Source organism: Streptomyces sp. NPDC047117, from assembly GCF_040643545.1.
In the GTDB taxonomy this organism is placed as follows: domain Bacteria; phylum Actinomycetota; class Actinomycetes; order Streptomycetales; family Streptomycetaceae; genus Streptomyces.
Genome location: NZ_JBEYUN010000004.1, coordinates 282,012 through 296,670, shown reverse-complemented (window position 1 = coordinate 296,670; position 14,659 = coordinate 282,012). Strand labels below are relative to the sequence as shown.

The following is a 14,659-nucleotide window of genomic DNA, read 5'->3' as shown; positions in this document are numbered from 1 at the left end:
TTGAGTCCGATGAGCCAGGCGGCGCAGAACCTGAACTGGTTGATCACCAACTTCGTGGACAACACCCCCGGGGTGTCCCACACGGTGGTCGTCTCGGTCGACGGTCTGCTGCTCGCGATGTCCGAGGGCTTCCCGCGGGACCGGGCCGACCAGCTCGCCGCGGTGGCCTCCGGGCTCACCTCCCTGACATCCGGCGCTTCCCGCATCTTCGAGGGCGGGAACGTCAACCAGACCGTGGTGGAGATGGAGCGCGGCTTCCTCTTCCTCATGTCCATCTCCGACGGATCGTCGCTGGCCGTACTGGCGCACCCCGAGTGCGACATCGGCCTCGTCGGTTACGAGATGGCCCTGCTCGTCGACCGCGCGGGGGGCGTCCTCACACCGGACCTGCGCGCCGAGCTGCAGGGCAGCCTGCTCAACTGATCCACCACCGATTCCACGTGCCGCAGTTCCCCCCACCGGCCCGACCCGACGACAGCCAGTTGTCCAGCCCGGAGGACCCATGACCCCGCCACCCGCTTCGCCCGGCCCGTACGGCCATACCCCGTACGCCGACGGGGGCGACCAGCCACTGGTCCGCCCCTACGCGATGACCGGAGGCCGGACCCGGCCGCGTTACCAGCTCGCCATAGAGGCGCTGGTCAGCACCACGGCCGATCCCTCCCAGCTGCCCGGACTGCTGCCGGAGCACCAGCGCATCTGCCATCTGTGTGCCGAGGTCAAGTCGGTGGCGGAGGTCTCCGCGCTGCTCCACATACCGCTGGGGGTGGCCAGAATCCTGGTCGCCGACCTGGCCGAGGCCGGCATGGTGGCGATCCACCAGCCCGGTGGCAGCGGTGAGGCCGGCGGCACGCCCGATGTGACCTTGCTGGAGAGGGTGCTCAGTGGACTTCGAAAGCTCTGAGGCCGAGTCCCGTTCGACCACGTCCGCGAAGATTGTGGTGGCGGGCGGTTTCGGCGTGGGCAAAACCACCTTTGTCGGGGCGGTCTCCGAGATCAATCCGCTGCGCACCGAGGCCGTGATGACGTCCGCTTCGGCGGGCATCGACGACCTCAGCCACGTGCAGGACAAGACGACGACCACCGTCGCCATGGATTTCGGGCGTATCACCCTCGATCAGGATTTGATCCTTTATCTTTTCGGCACGCCCGGCCAGGACCGTTTCTGGTTCATGTGGGACGATCTGGTCCGCGGTGCGATCGGCGCCGTGGTGCTGGTCGACACCCGCCGGCTCGCCGACTGCTTCCCCGCTGTGGACTACTTCGAGAACAGCGGCCTGCCGTTCGTGATCGCGCTGAACGGCTTCGACGGAGCCCAGCCGTACACCCCGGACGAGGTTCGGGAGGCGCTGCAGATCGGCCCCGACGCGCCGATCATCACCACCGACGCGCGGCACCGCAGCGAGGCCAAGGGTGCCCTCATCACGCTGGTCGAGCACGCTCTGATGGCGCGGCTCAAGTAGCGCTTCGACGTGGTCAGTTGCGCCGGGGCCCGTTGTGTCCTTGGACACGCCGGGCCCCGGCGTTCATAACGTTTCGACAGAGAAATCCCAGCACCTGGACACCGGATGCGCACAGCTGGCTTCGCTGTGTTCACTTTCACCCCGGCTTTTGCCGTGCCTCGCCCTTAACGCCCCTTTTATCTGGCGCCCCACCGGCCTTGCTCATCTTTTGCGCACTGTTTGGAACGCGCGGCCCTGACGTGCTGGAATTCGCTGAACTCCGGAGTAGGTAACGCCCAGAACGAAACGGCACAGTGAGAGACGTGCCGGCGCCGAGAGGTTGTTGGTCGAGTGAGGCGAAGCAAGTCGGGCCCCGCGCCGCAGCAGGCGGCGCAGCGGGGCAACTTCACACCGCCGCCGCGTAGTACGGCGTCGCCTTCCGACGCGCCCGAAAGTCCGCTGACCGCCCAGCCGGTACGCGGCAACCGGATGTCCCCGCGCAACTGGCGGGTGGCCACCCGCCTGAACGCGATCCTGCTGCTCCCCGTGATCCTGGCGCTGATCTTCGCCGGACTGCGGGTGAACACCTCGGTCGGTACCTGGAACGAGGCGCAGGACGCCGAGAACACCGCGAAGCTGGTCCAGGCCGCCGCCTCCTACGGGCAGGCCCTCGTCGACGAGCGCGACCGCACCGCGGCGCCGCTCCTCCAGGGCAAGCAGAACGACCCGGCCGTCCGCGACGCCCGCGCCGACACCGACGCGGCCGCGGCCGACTTCCACGACGCCGTCAAGAACATGCCCGACAAGCCGGGCCTGAAGCGCCGCCTCGCGGTCTTCGAGAAGGTCGAGCCCAAGCTCGACGCGCTGCGCAAGGCCGCCTACACCTCGCAGCTGACCGGCGTGCAGACCGAGGAGGGCTACACCGAGGTCCAGCACCCGCTGATGGAGTTCTCCAACGAGCTGGGTCTGGGCACCGGCAACATCACCTCCTACGGCCGTACGGTCTATGCCGTCTCGCTGGCCAAGGCCGCCACGTCACTGCAGCGCTCCATCGGCACCCACCTGCTGGTGCACCCGGCGTCCGACGCCAAGGAGCGCAAGAAGCAGCTGACCGCCTACGCCTCGTACGCCTACCTGGAGGGCATCGCCATCGGCGAGTACACCTCCGGCGGCACCCCCGAGGACATCGCACGCCTGAAGTCGGACTCGGCCGCGCTGAAGAAGAAGGCGCAGGAGCAGGCGGCCGAGGCCAAGCGGAAGTCCGCCGCGGCCGGGCGCACCTTCCAGGCGCCGCCGACCATGGACCAGATGGTCCAGGCGATCTCCTCCGGCGCCTCGCCGCAGCTGCTCGCCGCCAAGGGCGTCACCCCGAAGACCTGGTACACGGCCGCCACCGGCAAGTTCGACATGTACCGCGGCATCGAGAAGGACCTCGCCGACAAGGCGGTGGCCGAGGCCGCGCAGATCTCGTCCGACGCGCAGCAGACCACCTTCGTGGACTCCGGTGTCGCGCTGGGCGCGCTGATCATCGCCTTCCTCATCGCGGGCCTGATGGCCCGCTCGATGACCCGCAACATGCAGGAGCTGCGCACCGCCGCCTTCGGCATCGCGGAGCAGCGGCTGCCGATGCTGGTCGACCAGCTCTCCCGTACGGACCCGGGCCGGGTCGACACCCGGATCAAGCCGATCCCGATCTCCACCACCGACGAGATCGGCGAGGTCGCGCGCGCCTTCGACCAGGTCCACCGCGAGGCCGTGCGGCTGGCCGCCGAGCAGGCGCTGCTGCGGGGCAACGTCAACGCGATCTTCACCAACCTCTCGCGCCGCAACCAGGGCCTGATCGAGCGGCAGCTGACGCTCATCACCGACCTGGAGAACAACGAGGCGGACCCGGACCAGCTGGAGAGCCTCTTCCGCCTGGACCACCTCGCCACCCGTATGCGGCGCAACGGCGAGAACCTCCTCATCCTCGCGGGCGAGGAGCCCGGCCGCCGCTGGACCCAGCCGGTCCCGCTGGTGGACGTGTTGCGCGCGGCCACCTCCGAGGTGGAGTCCTACGAGCGCATCGAGCTCCAGGGCGTCCCGGAGAGCGAGATCCACGGCCAGGCCGTGACCGACCTCGTGCACCTGCTGTCGGAGCTGCTGGAGAACGCCACCACGTTCTCCTCGCCGCAGACCAAGGTGCGGGTCACCGCGACCCGTCTCCCGGACGGCCGCGTGATGATCGAGATCCACGACAAGGGCATCGGGCTCACCCCCGAGGACTTCGCGGACATCAACCACAAGCTGGCCAACCCGCCGACCGTCGACATCGCGATCTCCCAGCGCATGGGCCTGTTCGTGGTCGGCCGGCTGGCGGACCGGCACGGCATCCGCGTCCAGCTGCGCCCCTCGGGCGAGACGGCCGGCACCACCTCGCTGGTCATGCTGCCGGAGGCGATCACGCACGGCGGTGGCGGCGAGGACCGGTTCGAGGACGACTTCACGGTCTCCCGGATCATGCCGGAGCACCCGCAGTCGTTCACCCAGCAGCCCGACATCCGGACCGCGGCCGAGCTCGGCTTCGACGACCACTACCGGCCGTCGGACGACGGCCGGGACCTCGACCCCGTGGGCCGCTCGCTGCTCCGCGAGGAGCGCCGCGCGGCGCTGGAGGCCCAGAGCGGCGCTCCGCAGAACGGTGCGCAGCAGGGCCAGGAGCCGGCACAGAACCCGGCGCAGGACTTCGGCGGGCTCCCCCGGCGTGGCGAAGCGGAGGGCTCGGGCGGCGCGTACGACGGCTTCCAGCAGCAGCCGTACGCCCCCCAGGAGCCCGGCGGGCAGGGCTATGACGAGCCTGCCGGCGGCGACTACGGCACCCCGTCGTTCGGCGGCGGGAACATGTTTGACCAGGGGCCTTCGCAAGCCACTGGTGAGCAGCCGCAGTACCCGGCGCAGGACCAGCAGCGTCCCGCCTGGAGCGAACCCGCTTCGTTCCAGGGGTACTTCGGCGGACAAGCGGAATCGGACCACAATGGTCCGGACGCTCCCGCGCAGCCGCAGGAACGCGTAGCATTCGATCGTCCGGGTCCCACCCCGAGCGAAGTCCACTCGCTGACAGACGCCGGCCTTCCGCGCCGCGGAGGCGACAAGGCGCCGGGCCAGCAGGAGTGGCAGCAGCCCGAGGAGTCGGCGTCGCCCCCGCAACAGCGGAGCACGCCGGAGGACAGCTTTGGTTGGCGCACCGCCAACGACGAGCGCTGGCAGCGAGCGGAGCAGCTTCGCGAGCCGAAGGCGGGCGGGATCACTCCCTCCGGTCTTCCCCGGCGCGTGCCCAAGGCCAACCTGGTCGAGGGCACGGCGGAGCAGACCCTGCAGGGCGGCCCCCAGGTCTCCCGCGCGCCCGAGGACGTCCGGGGCAGGCTGAGCAACCTGCGCCGCGGCATCCAGCAGGGACGCAGTGCCGGTATGGAGGCACCCAAGAATGACCAACAGGGCTTCGGCCCCGGCAGCACCTACGATCAGGAGCGTTAGTGTGAGCCCGATGAGCCAGGCGGCGCAGAACCTGAACTGGTTGATCACCAACTTCGTGGACAACACCCCTGGTGTGTCCCACACGGTCGTGGTCTCCGCGGACGGTCTCCTCCTCGCCATGTCCGAGGGATTCCCTCGGGACAGAGCCGACCAGTTGGCGGCGGTGGCCTCCGGGCTCACCTCGCTGACCTCGGGTGCCTCCCGCATTTTCGAAGGCGGGAGCGTCAATCAGACCGTGGTGGAGATGGAGCGCGGCTTCCTCTTCATCATGTCCGTCTCGGACGGATCGTCGCTGGCCGTACTGGCGCACCCCGAGTGCGACATCGGCCTCGTCGGTTACGAGATGGCCCTTCTGGTCGACCGCGCGGGCAGTGTTCTCACGCCCGACCTGCGCGCCGAACTGCAGGGCAGCCTTCTCAACTGACAGACAGGCAGTGCGTTTCTCGCCACCGCGCCATAGGGTGCGGTGGCGCGACCGGCGTCGGATCGGCAAGTTGGAGGAGGAAACGTGGCAACGCCCCCTAGCGGATACCCGTACGATTTTGGGCATCAGCCCGAGTCGCAGGGCGAAACCCAGTACAACCGCTTCAACTTCCCTTCCGCACCGAGTCGCCGGCAGCCGCGGCCACCCGCGCCGCAGCCCTACGACACGTCGTACGGCAGCCCCTCTCCGTCGCCGTACGGCTACGGTGACGAGGGGCCCCGGGTTCCCCGTATAGAACCGGTCCAGCCGCACCGGCGGCCCGAGCCGTCGGCGCCGACCGGTGGCGCGCAGAACCCGCTGGTCCGCCCGTACGCCATGACCGGGGGCCGCACCCGGCCGCGCTACCAGCTCGCCATCGAGGCCCTGGTGCACACCACGGCCGGCCAGGCTCAGCTGCAGGGCCAGCTGCCGGAGCATCAGCGCATCTGCCATCTGTGCCGCGAGATCAAGTCGGTCGCCGAGATCTCCGCGCTCCTCTCCATCCCCCTCGGCGTCGCCCGGATCCTCGTCGCCGACCTGGCGGAGGCCGGACTCGTCGCCATTCATCAGCCCGGCGGTGACGAGTCCGCCGGCGGACAGCCAGATGTGACACTGCTCGAAAGGGTGCTCAGTGGACTTCGCAAGCTCTAGCGGTGCAGCCCGCTCCACCACCTCCGCGAAGATCGTGGTGGCGGGCGGCTTCGGCGTGGGCAAGACGACCTTCGTCGGGGCCGTCTCTGAGATCAATCCGCTGCGTACCGAAGCCGTGATGACCTCCGCCTCGGCGGGCATCGACGACCTGACGCACGCGCCGGACAAGACCACCACGACGGTGGCGATGGACTTCGGCCGTATCACCCTGGACCAGGACCTGATCCTGTACCTCTTCGGTACGCCCGGTCAGGACCGGTTCTGGTTCATGTGGGACGACCTGGTCCGCGGCGCCATCGGCGCCGTGGTGCTGGTGGACACCCGCCGCCTGGCGGACTGTTTTCCGGCCGTGGACTACTTCGAGAACAGCGGCCTGCCGTTCGTCATCGCCCTCAACGGCTTCGACGGGCACCAGCCGTACACCCCCGACGAGGTCCGTGAGGCCCTGCAGATCGGCCCGGACGCACCGATCATCACGACGGACGCACGGCACCGCAGCGAGGCCAAGAGCGCGCTCATCACGCTCGTGGAGCACGCCCTCATGGCACGCCTGCGCTAGCGCCCGCCCGTACGCGAAGGGCCCCGCACACTCTGCTGTGCGGGGCCCTTCGCGCTGGACGCCCCGCCAGGGGCGTTCAGGGGCGCGGGAGCGTGTCGACGTGCGGCTCCGCCGCGTGGGCGCGACCGGCCACCGCGGCACCGCGGCCGTCAGCGGAGCGTGCTGCCCACGGCGGTGACGATCAAGGCCAGCGAGGTGGCACCCGCGTCGGCGTGGCCATACCCCATGTCGCCCATGCGGGCCGCGCGCCCCCGGGCCGGTACCAGCTCCGCCGTCGCGGCCGCCGCCTTCGTGGCCACCTCGGCGGCAGCGCGCCACGCGGCACCCAGGTCCTCCCCGCCGCGCGTCGCCAATTCGGCCCGGAACGGGTCCAGCGCGTCCAGCATGGTCTTCTCGCCCACCGCGGCGCCGCCCAGCTCCGACACGGCCCGCTGCGCCGCGGTCACGGCCTCCGCGAGCAGCGCCGTCGTGCAGGAGGCGCCTTCCGGGGCCCGTACGAGGACGGCGCCGGTCTCGGCCAGCAGCGCCCCGTACAGCGCGCCCGAGGCGCCTCCTGAGGCGTCCGCGAGGGCCAGGCCCGCGCCGAGCAGCGCACGGCCCGCCGAGCGCGGGTCACCGGCAGGGCCCGGCTCGTCGGCGCGCGCGGCCGCCACCGCGGCGCGCAGCCCGCGCACGATCCCGATGCCGTGGTCCCCGTCGCCCGCGACCCCGTCGAGGCGGCCCAGCTCGTCCTCGTTCGCGGCGACCGCGTCGAGCGCGGCCTGGAGCGCTGCGGTCGCGGGCAGGTCGGCGGCGGAGGGCGCGGCCTGCTGCCGCTGCTCGGGCAGCGCCGCGGTCTCCCGTACGTCGTCGGCGTCCGTACGGGGCCCGGGCAGGCTGCGGAAGGCCGGGGTGTCGCACGGCGCGTCGTACAGCTCGGCCAGTTCGTCGTCGAGGACCATCACCGACAGCGAGACGCCCGCCATGTCGAAGGAGGTGACGAACTCGCCGACCTCCGGCCGGAAGGGCGTCAGCCCCGCCGCCTTCAGACGCCGGTTGACCTGCCGGAACACCACGAACATCTCTTCGTACTTGGTCCGGCCGAGGCCGTTGAGCAGCACCGCGACCCGGCCGCCGCCCCCGCCCTCGGGCAGCGGCGGCAGCTCCGGGAGGAGGTTGTCGACCAGCTCGTCGGCCAGCTCGCTCGCGGTGAGGCGGCGGGTGGTGCGCAGGCCGGGCTCGCCGTGGATGCCCATGCCCAGCTCGGTGGTGCCCTCGGTGACGGTGAACAGCGGCTCGGCAGCGCCGGGCAGCGTGCAGCCCGCGAAGGCGGCGCCGAAGGTGCGGGTCATGGCGTTGGCGCGGGCGGCCAGCCGGGTCACGCCGGCCAGGTCGTCGCCCCGCTCGGCGGCCGCGCCCGCCACCTTGAAGACGAAGAAGTCGCCCGCGACCCCGCGCCGGTCGCGCGAGGGGTCGATCTCCTGGCCCTCCACCGGCGGCGGGCCGCTGGCCACGTCATCGGTGACCAGCACGGTGTTCACGGGCACGCCCTCGGCGGCGAGGCGGCGGGCCGCCAGGCCGAAGTGCATCACGTCGCCGGCGTAGTTCCCGTAGGACATCAGCACGCCGGCGCCGCCGTCGGCGGCCTTGGCGGTGCGGTAGATCTGCTCGGCGCTGGGGCTGGCGAAGACGTCGCCGACCGCCGCCGCGTCCGCGAGGCCGGGCCCGACCAGTCCGGCGAAGGCCGGGTAGTGGCCGGAGCCGCCGCCGATGACGAGGGCGACCTTGCCGGGACGCGGGGCGTGGCGGCCGACCACGCCGAAGGTGCCGGGGACCCTCCGGAGCGTGCGCGCGTACGCGTCGGCCAGTCCTTCCAGCCAGTCCTCGCGGAAGGTCGCGGCGTTGTGTCCGAGGCCGTCGGGCGTCGTGGTCATCAGGGCACACTCCTTTGTTCCGTCCCTGTTGGATTTAACATCCAGATCACAGATTCGTCACCCCCTGAGCCGCAAATCGCGGTCAGCACCGTGAGAATCACGGGATGTAAAAACCCGGCATCACACCTTGCATGTGAAGTTCACAGGATTCATGCTGCTCGCATCACCCTTCACGGCACACCCTCTCCCCACGGAGGCGCGACATGGCTCCACCCTCGGCGCTCTCACTGCCGGACCGCCTCGGCATCCCCAAGGCGCTGGTCTACGGCTACCTCGGCGTCCTGCTCTTCATGGTCGGCGACGGCGTCGAGTCGGGCTTCATCGCTCCTTACATGGCCGAGCACGGCGCGGGCACCGAGGTGCACGCCTCCTATGTGATCACTGCTTACGGCGTCACGGTCATGCTCGCCTCCTGGCTCTCCGGTGCCCTGTCGGACCTGTGGGGCCCGCGCCGGGTGATGCAGCTGGGCCTGGCCATCTGGATCGTCTTCGACGTCCTCTACCTGGTCTTCGCGCTCGGGCCCGAGAACTACGCCCTGATGCTGGTCTTCTACGGCCTGCGGGGCTTTGGCTACCCGCTGTTCGCCTTCGGATTCCTGGTCTGGATCACGGCGACGGCGCCCATGGCACGGATGGGTGCCGCGGTCGGCTGGTTCTACATGGCCTTCACCGGCGGCCTGCCCACGCTCGGCTCGCTGGTCGCCGGCGCCACCAACCCGGTCTTCGGCCAGTTCGGCACCCTGTGGGTGGCGCTCGGCATCATCGCGCTCGGCGGCGCCTTCTGCATGTTCGGCGTGAAGGAGCGCACCGGCTTCTCCCGGCTGGCACCGCCCGAGGTCAAGCCGGTGCAGTCGCTGGTCTCCAGCCTCTCGATCGCCTGGACGCACCCCCGGGTCGCGGTGGGCTGCGTGGTGCGCATCATCAACACCGCGCCGGAGTTCGGCTTCCTGGTCTTCCTGCCCACGTTCTTCGCCAAGGAACTGCACTTCGGCGAGGGCCGCTGGCTTACCCTGCTCGCCGTCATCTACGGCACGAACGTCGTCTTCAACCTGATCTTCGGCGTCATCGGCGACAGGATCGGCTGGCGGCGGACGATCGCCTCCTTCGGCGGCATCGGCTGCGCGATCACGACCCTGACGCTGTACTTCGTCCCGCAGGCCGTCGGCAGCAACTACACCGTCGCGATCATCTGCGGCATGCTCTACGGCATCACGCTGGCCGGCTTCGTGCCGATCTCCGCACTGATCCCGGCGCTGGCCCCGGAGAACAAGGGCGGCGCGATGGCGCTGCTGAACCTGGGCGCGGGCGGCGCGGCCTTCGTCGGCCCCGCCATCGTCAGCCTCTTCCTCGACCCGCTCGGCCCGGCCGGCGTCGTCATCATCTTCGCCGCGCTGTACGTCGCCTCGGCGCTGATGACCCTGTACCTGAAGCTGCCCGAGACGTCCGCGGGCACCACTCCCCCGGAGCCCGCGGTCGAGGCGGCCGGCGCGGTGCGCACCTGACCGCCCGGTACGCCGAAGGGCCCCGCACACCGAGGTGTGCGGGGCCCTTCGTACGTCGCTGCGTCAGCGCTGCGCTTGCGTCAGCGCTGCCAGGAGCTCGCGCCGTGGAAGCCGCGCTGACGCTCCAGGCGGCGCCAGCGGGCGGCCGTGGCGTACGGCTGCGCCGGCACGTCGGCCGGGCGGTGCGCGGCGCGGGCGAGCAGCACCGCGGTCAGCGCGGCGAGCTCCTCCTCGCTGGCCTCGCCCTTCTCGACACGGACCAGGGAACGGTCGGAGGTAGCGGCAGGGTTCACTTTCGTCGTCTCCAAGGTCGCAGGGTGGCTGCGGTTCTGGTGGCCGGTGGTGGTGATCCGGTTACTGCGGCGGGTTGCCGTGCTTGCGGGCCGGAAGGTCGGCGTGCTTGGACCGAAGCATGGCCAGCGAGCGGATCAGCACCTCGCGGGTCTCGGTCGGGTCGATCACGTCGTCGACCAGGCCGCGCTCGGCCGCGTAGTACGGGTGCATCAGCTCGGACTTGTACTCCTTGACCATGCGCGCCCGCATGGCCTCCGGGTCGTCCGCCTCGGCGATCTGCTTGCGGAAGATCACGTTGGCCGCGCCCTCGGCGCCCATCACGGCGATCTCGTTGGTCGGCCACGCGTACGTCAGGTCGGCGCCGATGGACTGGGAGTCCATGACGATGTAGGCACCGCCGTAGGCCTTGCGCAGCACGATCGAGATCCGCGGCACGGTGGCGTTGCAGTACGCGTACAGCAGCTTCGCGCCGTGCCGGATGATCCCGCCGTGCTCCTGGTCGACGCCCGGCAGGAAGCCGGGGACGTCCAGCAGCGTGAGGATCGGGATATTGAAAGCATCGCACATCTGGACGAAACGGGCAGCCTTCTCCGACGCCTCGATGTCCAGCACGCCCGCCAGCGACTGCGGCTGATTGGCGATGATGCCGACGACCTCGCCGCCCATGCGCGACAGCGCGCAGATGATGTTGGTCGCCCAGCGCTCGTGGACCTCCAGGAACTCGCCGTCGTCGACGATCTCCTCGATCACCTTGCGCATGTCGTACGGCCGGTTGCCGTCGGCGGGCACCAGGTCCAGCAGGTCCTCGCCCGAGCGGTCCGCCGGGTCGTCGCACGGGACCGACGGCGGGTTCTCCCGGTTGTTCGACGGCAGCAGCGCGAGCAGGTACCGCACCTCTTCGAGGCAGGTCTGCTCGTCGTCGTACGCGAAGTGGCACACACCGGAGGTCTCGGCGTGCACATCGGCGCCGCCCAGCCCGTTCTGCGTGATCTCCTCGCCGGTCACCGCGCGGACCACGTCGGGCCCGGTGATGAACATCTGCGAGGTCTCCCGCACCATGAACACGAAGTCCGTCAGCGCCGGGCTGTAGGCGGCGCCGCCCGCACACGGGCCGAGCATCACCGAGATCTGCGGGATGACGCCCGAGGCCTTGGTGTTGCGCTGGAAGATGCCGCCGTAGCCGGCGAGCGCCGAGACACCCTCCTGGATCCGGGCGCCCGCGCCGTCGTTCAGCGACACCAGCGGCGCACCGGCCTGGATGGCCATGTCCATGATCTTGTGGATCTTGGTGGCGTGGGCCTCGCCCAGCGCGCCGCCGAAGATCCGGAAGTCGTGCGCGTACACGAAGACGGTACGGCCGTGCACGGTGCCCCAGCCGGTGATCACACCGTCGGTGTAGGGCTTCTTGTTCTCCAGGCCGAAGCCGGTCGCACGGTGCCGGCGCAGCGGCTCGACCTCGTTGAAGGACCCCTCGTCCAGCAGGAGGTCGATCCGCTCGCGGGCGGTGAGCTTGCCCTTGGCGCGCTGGGCCTCGGTGGCGCGCTCACTCGGGCCTCGCCGGGCCTGCTCACGGATCGCGTGCAGCTCGGCGACGCGCCCGCGGGCGTCGTTCGCCTCGGCGGGCGCATCTTCGACAGTGGTCATGCATCGACCGTACGCGGACACCTGCTCGGGAACCGATGTCGGTTTCGTACAACGTCGAGCGCGATTTGGTGGGCAAGCAGAACAGAACCACGCTGTACGCGGGGCGCGGGCCCGGCCCGGACGCGAACGACCACTCCGCGGGCACTGTGCGGGGCCCACAAAAGACACCGGTGGCGTCTTGTGGCGGTCCGCCGGTTGACCGCGGTTCCCGGCCATCGGCCCGCGCGTCCGCCGGGCGGCGGGGCCGGCCCGCGCCGCCCGGCGGACGGGTCAGCCCGTGGTGACAGTACAGCGGAACGTGGCGCAGACCTTCCCCGGCGCCACCCGCAGCCGCAGCCGCCGGCCGGCCTCCAGGACCGTGACGCCCGGCCCGGCGTCCACCACGCCGCGCACCGGCCGGTCCCAGACGACCTCCACCGGCTCCCCCGTGCGCGGCGGCTCCGCCACGCACAGCGTCGCCGTCCGGCCGCGCCCGCGCACCAGCACGGAGGCCGGCGCCGAGACGGTCAGCGGGCCCGCCGTACCGGCCCGCCAGAAGTTCGCCGCCGTCACCCCCAGCGCACGCACCTCCACCGCCTGCGCACCGCCCGTGTTGGCGAGCACCCGCAGCCAGTGCGGGTCGGCGGCGCGCGCCGCGAGGGCACGCGGCCCGGCCCCCGGCATCAGGACATAGGCGTACGAGGCGTCCACCGGGTCGGTGCCGTGCTCGTGCCAGAGCGTGAGGTAGCGGCGGGTGAGCCGGTCCGGCGAGGAGCCGGTGTTGATGTCCCGCCACGCGCCCGTACGGGCCTCCCGCAGCGCCCGCAGCCCCGCGCCACCGGGGAAGACGTACCCGCCGTGCCCCTCCAGGTGCGCCCAGCGGGCCCGCGGGAAGGTGCCCGTCCAGCCGGTCGCCGAGGACTGCCGGGCACCGTCGACCGTGAGCACCGGGCTCCCCGAGGCGCCGAGGTTGCGGTTGTCCACGATCGTCTCGGCGGGCACACCGTCCTGCCCGGTGATCCCCGCGCCCAGGCACACCACCGCGTCGGCCAGGCAGAACCAGGACTTCTTGGCCCGCAGCGTCGACGAGAGCCCGCGGACGTCCTGCCCCACGGCCGCGAACTCGCCGTCCGTGGTGCCGCCCACCCAGGTCGCGGCGGGCTTGGGCGCACCCCAGCCGCCACCCTCGTTGTCGGCGAGCCGCTTGGTGGACACCGTGGTCCCCGGCAGGCGGTACGGGTCCACCGTCGGCCAGAAGGCGTCGGTGTACTGGCCGCCGCCGAAGTCCGCGCCCCACCAGTAGAGCATTCCGGCACCGGTGTGCCAGCCGCGCGGATTCTCCCCGTTGCCGTTCTCGTAGTACGTGATCCGCTCCGAGGCCATGGCGATGTTCGCGGCGAACCCGGAGCGGCGGTGCACCGCCCGGTCCATGGCGGGGAAGAGCTTGTGCGCGACCGGCTCGGGCGCCGCGGGGCCCGGCCCGGCGGCCACGGCGGCCAGCCGCGCGGCATCCGCGACGCCGAACTGCCGGTCGGTCAGCACGTCCAGCGTGCTGTCCCGTTCGATCCAGCCCTTGACCATGGCATGCCAGCGGTCCCGCTCGGCGGCGGAGGCCCCCTGCGCCAGCACCGTCACCGCGGCCAGCAGCGCGTGCCCGTGGAAGTGGTCGCTGCGCATCACCTTCAGGTCGTCGTCGGCCAGGTAACCGCGGCTGACCGCCCGCCCGTTGACGCTGTCCATCATCAGGCCGTTGTGCAGCAGCGGTGCGTAGGCGTTCTCCACGCTGTCGAAGATGATCTGCCGCTTGGGGTCGGTCACCTCCCATGTGCTGCCGCGCAGCAGCGTGAACAGCCGCCCGAGCCCGTCCAGCAGCACGAAGCCGTACGTACCGGAGTAGGCGACCCAGGTGTGCTGCACGAAGGAGCCGTCGGCGTACAGCCCGTCGCCCTTCGTCACGTACGGGAAGACCGGCGAGAGCGCGTCGCGGGCGAGCGCCAGCTTCGCCGCCGACCGGCCCAGGACGCCGCGCACCGCGACGACCCGGCACAGGTCGACGCGGTTGGCCCCGGTGCTCGTGCCGGTGTAGTCGCCGAGCATCGAGTCGGGCACGAAGTGGTCGACCGCGGCGAGGAAGCGGTCGCGCTGCGCGTCGGAGAGCGCGTCGTCGACCAGCGTCATCGTGTCCAGGAGCAGCCGCGGGCTGCCGATCTGCCACTCCCACCAGTTGCCGTACCGGGTGGTCGTGGGGTTGTAGACCTTGGTGTCGAGGTGGTCCAGGCCCGCGAGGACGTCGGCGAGGACGCCCGCGTCGCCGGTGAGGCCCGTACCGGGCTGGGCGTACGCCTGCGCCAGGGTGTTCAGCCGGCTGTAGCTGCGGGTGATGCCGGCCGGCGGGTCGAACGGGCAGTCCGGCCAGAGCGACGCGGCGGCCGGCGCCATGGCCGCCCGGAACCGCCGGGCGAGGTCGCCGGTCTCCCGCAGCCGGGAGGCGTACGGCTCGGCGGCCGGGTCGAAGTCGGTGCCCAGCTGAAGGTCGGCCCAGCGCTGCCGCAGGGTGGCGTACTCGTCGGCGGCGGGGGCGGCCCGGCCGGAGCCGGCGGCGACGGCGTCCTGCGCGGACAGCGCGAGGGCGGCCGCGCCGGCGCCGCCCGTCGCGAGGAAGCCCCGGCGGGTCCAGTGGGAAGCGCGCGGCGCCATGG

General features: G+C 71.3%; 12 protein-coding genes. 8 read left to right on the top strand and 4 right to left on the bottom strand.

Annotated features, from left to right (window positions below):
- Positions 1-9: 9 nt before the first annotated feature.
- The 7 genes from ABZ840_RS09845 to ABZ840_RS09815 all read left to right on the top strand — a co-directional run bounded on the left by ABZ840_RS09845 (position 10) and on the right by ABZ840_RS09815 (position 6,628).
- Entirely contained in the window at positions 10-423 is a 414-nt protein-coding gene (locus tag ABZ840_RS09845) for a roadblock/LC7 domain-containing protein (protein ID WP_030257979.1), read from the top strand.
- Between the two features lie 79 nt (positions 424-502).
- Positions 503-904, top strand: a complete 402-nt coding sequence (locus ABZ840_RS09840; RefSeq protein ID WP_361556085.1) for a DUF742 domain-containing protein — start codon at positions 503-505, stop codon at positions 902-904.
- Positions 885-1,463 carry an ATP/GTP-binding protein gene (locus ABZ840_RS09835; protein ID WP_361556082.1) on the top strand — a complete coding sequence of 193 codons (579 nt, stop codon included), beginning with the start codon at positions 885-887 and terminating at the stop codon, positions 1,461-1,463. Before ABZ840_RS09840 ends, ABZ840_RS09835 begins: the two co-directional genes overlap by 20 nt.
- Positions 1,464-1,793: 330 nt before the next feature.
- On the top strand, positions 1,794-4,955 hold the full coding sequence (locus ABZ840_RS09830; RefSeq protein ID WP_361556079.1) for a nitrate- and nitrite sensing domain-containing protein: 3,162 nt from the start codon (positions 1,794-1,796) through the stop codon (positions 4,953-4,955).
- Positions 4,956-4,965: 10 nt separating this feature from the next.
- Positions 4,966-5,379 (top strand): roadblock/LC7 domain-containing protein, encoded by a 414-nt coding sequence (locus ABZ840_RS09825; protein WP_030257992.1) that lies wholly within the window; start codon positions 4,966-4,968, stop codon positions 5,377-5,379.
- Positions 5,380-5,463: 84 nt separating this feature from the next.
- Positions 5,464-6,069: a DUF742 domain-containing protein gene (locus ABZ840_RS09820; RefSeq protein ID WP_361556076.1), complete on the top strand. Its 606-nt coding sequence runs from the start codon at positions 5,464-5,466 to the stop codon at positions 6,067-6,069.
- Positions 6,050-6,628, top strand: coding sequence for an ATP/GTP-binding protein (locus tag ABZ840_RS09815; RefSeq protein WP_073447656.1), 579 nt, complete (start codon positions 6,050-6,052; stop codon positions 6,626-6,628). Before ABZ840_RS09820 ends, ABZ840_RS09815 begins: the two co-directional genes overlap by 20 nt.
- Before the next feature lie 149 nt (positions 6,629-6,777).
- On the opposite strand, the gene ABZ840_RS09810 is transcribed toward ABZ840_RS09815, so the two are convergent.
- Complete coding sequence (locus tag ABZ840_RS09810; RefSeq protein ID WP_361556073.1) at positions 6,778-8,541, bottom strand: dihydroxyacetone kinase family protein; 1,764 nt, start codon at positions 8,539-8,541, stop codon at positions 6,778-6,780.
- Between the two features lie 203 nt (positions 8,542-8,744).
- On the opposite strand from ABZ840_RS09810, the gene ABZ840_RS09805 reads away from it, so the two are divergent.
- Positions 8,745-10,043: an MFS transporter gene (locus tag ABZ840_RS09805; protein ID WP_361556070.1), complete on the top strand. Its 1,299-nt coding sequence runs from the start codon at positions 8,745-8,747 to the stop codon at positions 10,041-10,043.
- Positions 10,044-10,123: 80 nt separating this feature from the next.
- Here ABZ840_RS09805 and ABZ840_RS09800 read toward each other — a convergent pair whose 3' ends face one another.
- From ABZ840_RS09800 to ABZ840_RS09790, 3 genes are all read right to left on the bottom strand, one after another.
- Positions 10,124-10,351: an acyl-CoA carboxylase epsilon subunit gene (locus ABZ840_RS09800; RefSeq protein WP_361556067.1), complete on the bottom strand. Its 228-nt coding sequence runs from the start codon at positions 10,349-10,351 to the stop codon at positions 10,124-10,126.
- Positions 10,352-10,397: 46 nt separating this feature from the next.
- Positions 10,398-11,981 carry an acyl-CoA carboxylase subunit beta gene (locus ABZ840_RS09795; RefSeq protein WP_361556064.1) on the bottom strand — a complete coding sequence of 528 codons (1,584 nt, stop codon included), beginning with the start codon at positions 11,979-11,981 and terminating at the stop codon, positions 10,398-10,400.
- A 270-nt stretch (positions 11,982-12,251) separates the two neighbouring features.
- Positions 12,252-14,657: a polysaccharide lyase 8 family protein gene (locus ABZ840_RS09790; protein WP_361556061.1), complete on the bottom strand. Its 2,406-nt coding sequence runs from the start codon at positions 14,655-14,657 to the stop codon at positions 12,252-12,254.
- Positions 14,658-14,659 lie beyond the last annotated feature (2 nt).

Coding starts and splice junctions, on each gene's coding strand:
- ABZ840_RS09845 (WP_030257979.1), top strand. CDS start 10: ATGAGCCAGGCGGCGCAGAACCTGAACTGGTTGATCACCAACTTCGTG.
- ABZ840_RS09840 (WP_361556085.1), top strand. CDS start 503: ATGACCCCGCCACCCGCTTCGCCCGGCCCGTACGGCCATACCCCGTAC.
- ABZ840_RS09825 (WP_030257992.1), top strand. CDS start 4,966: ATGAGCCAGGCGGCGCAGAACCTGAACTGGTTGATCACCAACTTCGTG.
- ABZ840_RS09810 (WP_361556073.1), bottom strand. CDS start 8,541: ATGACCACGACGCCCGACGGCCTCGGACACAACGCCGCGACCTTCCGC.
- ABZ840_RS09805 (WP_361556070.1), top strand. CDS start 8,745: ATGGCTCCACCCTCGGCGCTCTCACTGCCGGACCGCCTCGGCATCCCC.
- ABZ840_RS09795 (WP_361556064.1), bottom strand. CDS start 11,981: ATGACCACTGTCGAAGATGCGCCCGCCGAGGCGAACGACGCCCGCGGG.
- ABZ840_RS09790 (WP_361556061.1), bottom strand. CDS start 14,657: ATGGCGCCGCGCGCTTCCCACTGGACCCGCCGGGGCTTCCTCGCGACG.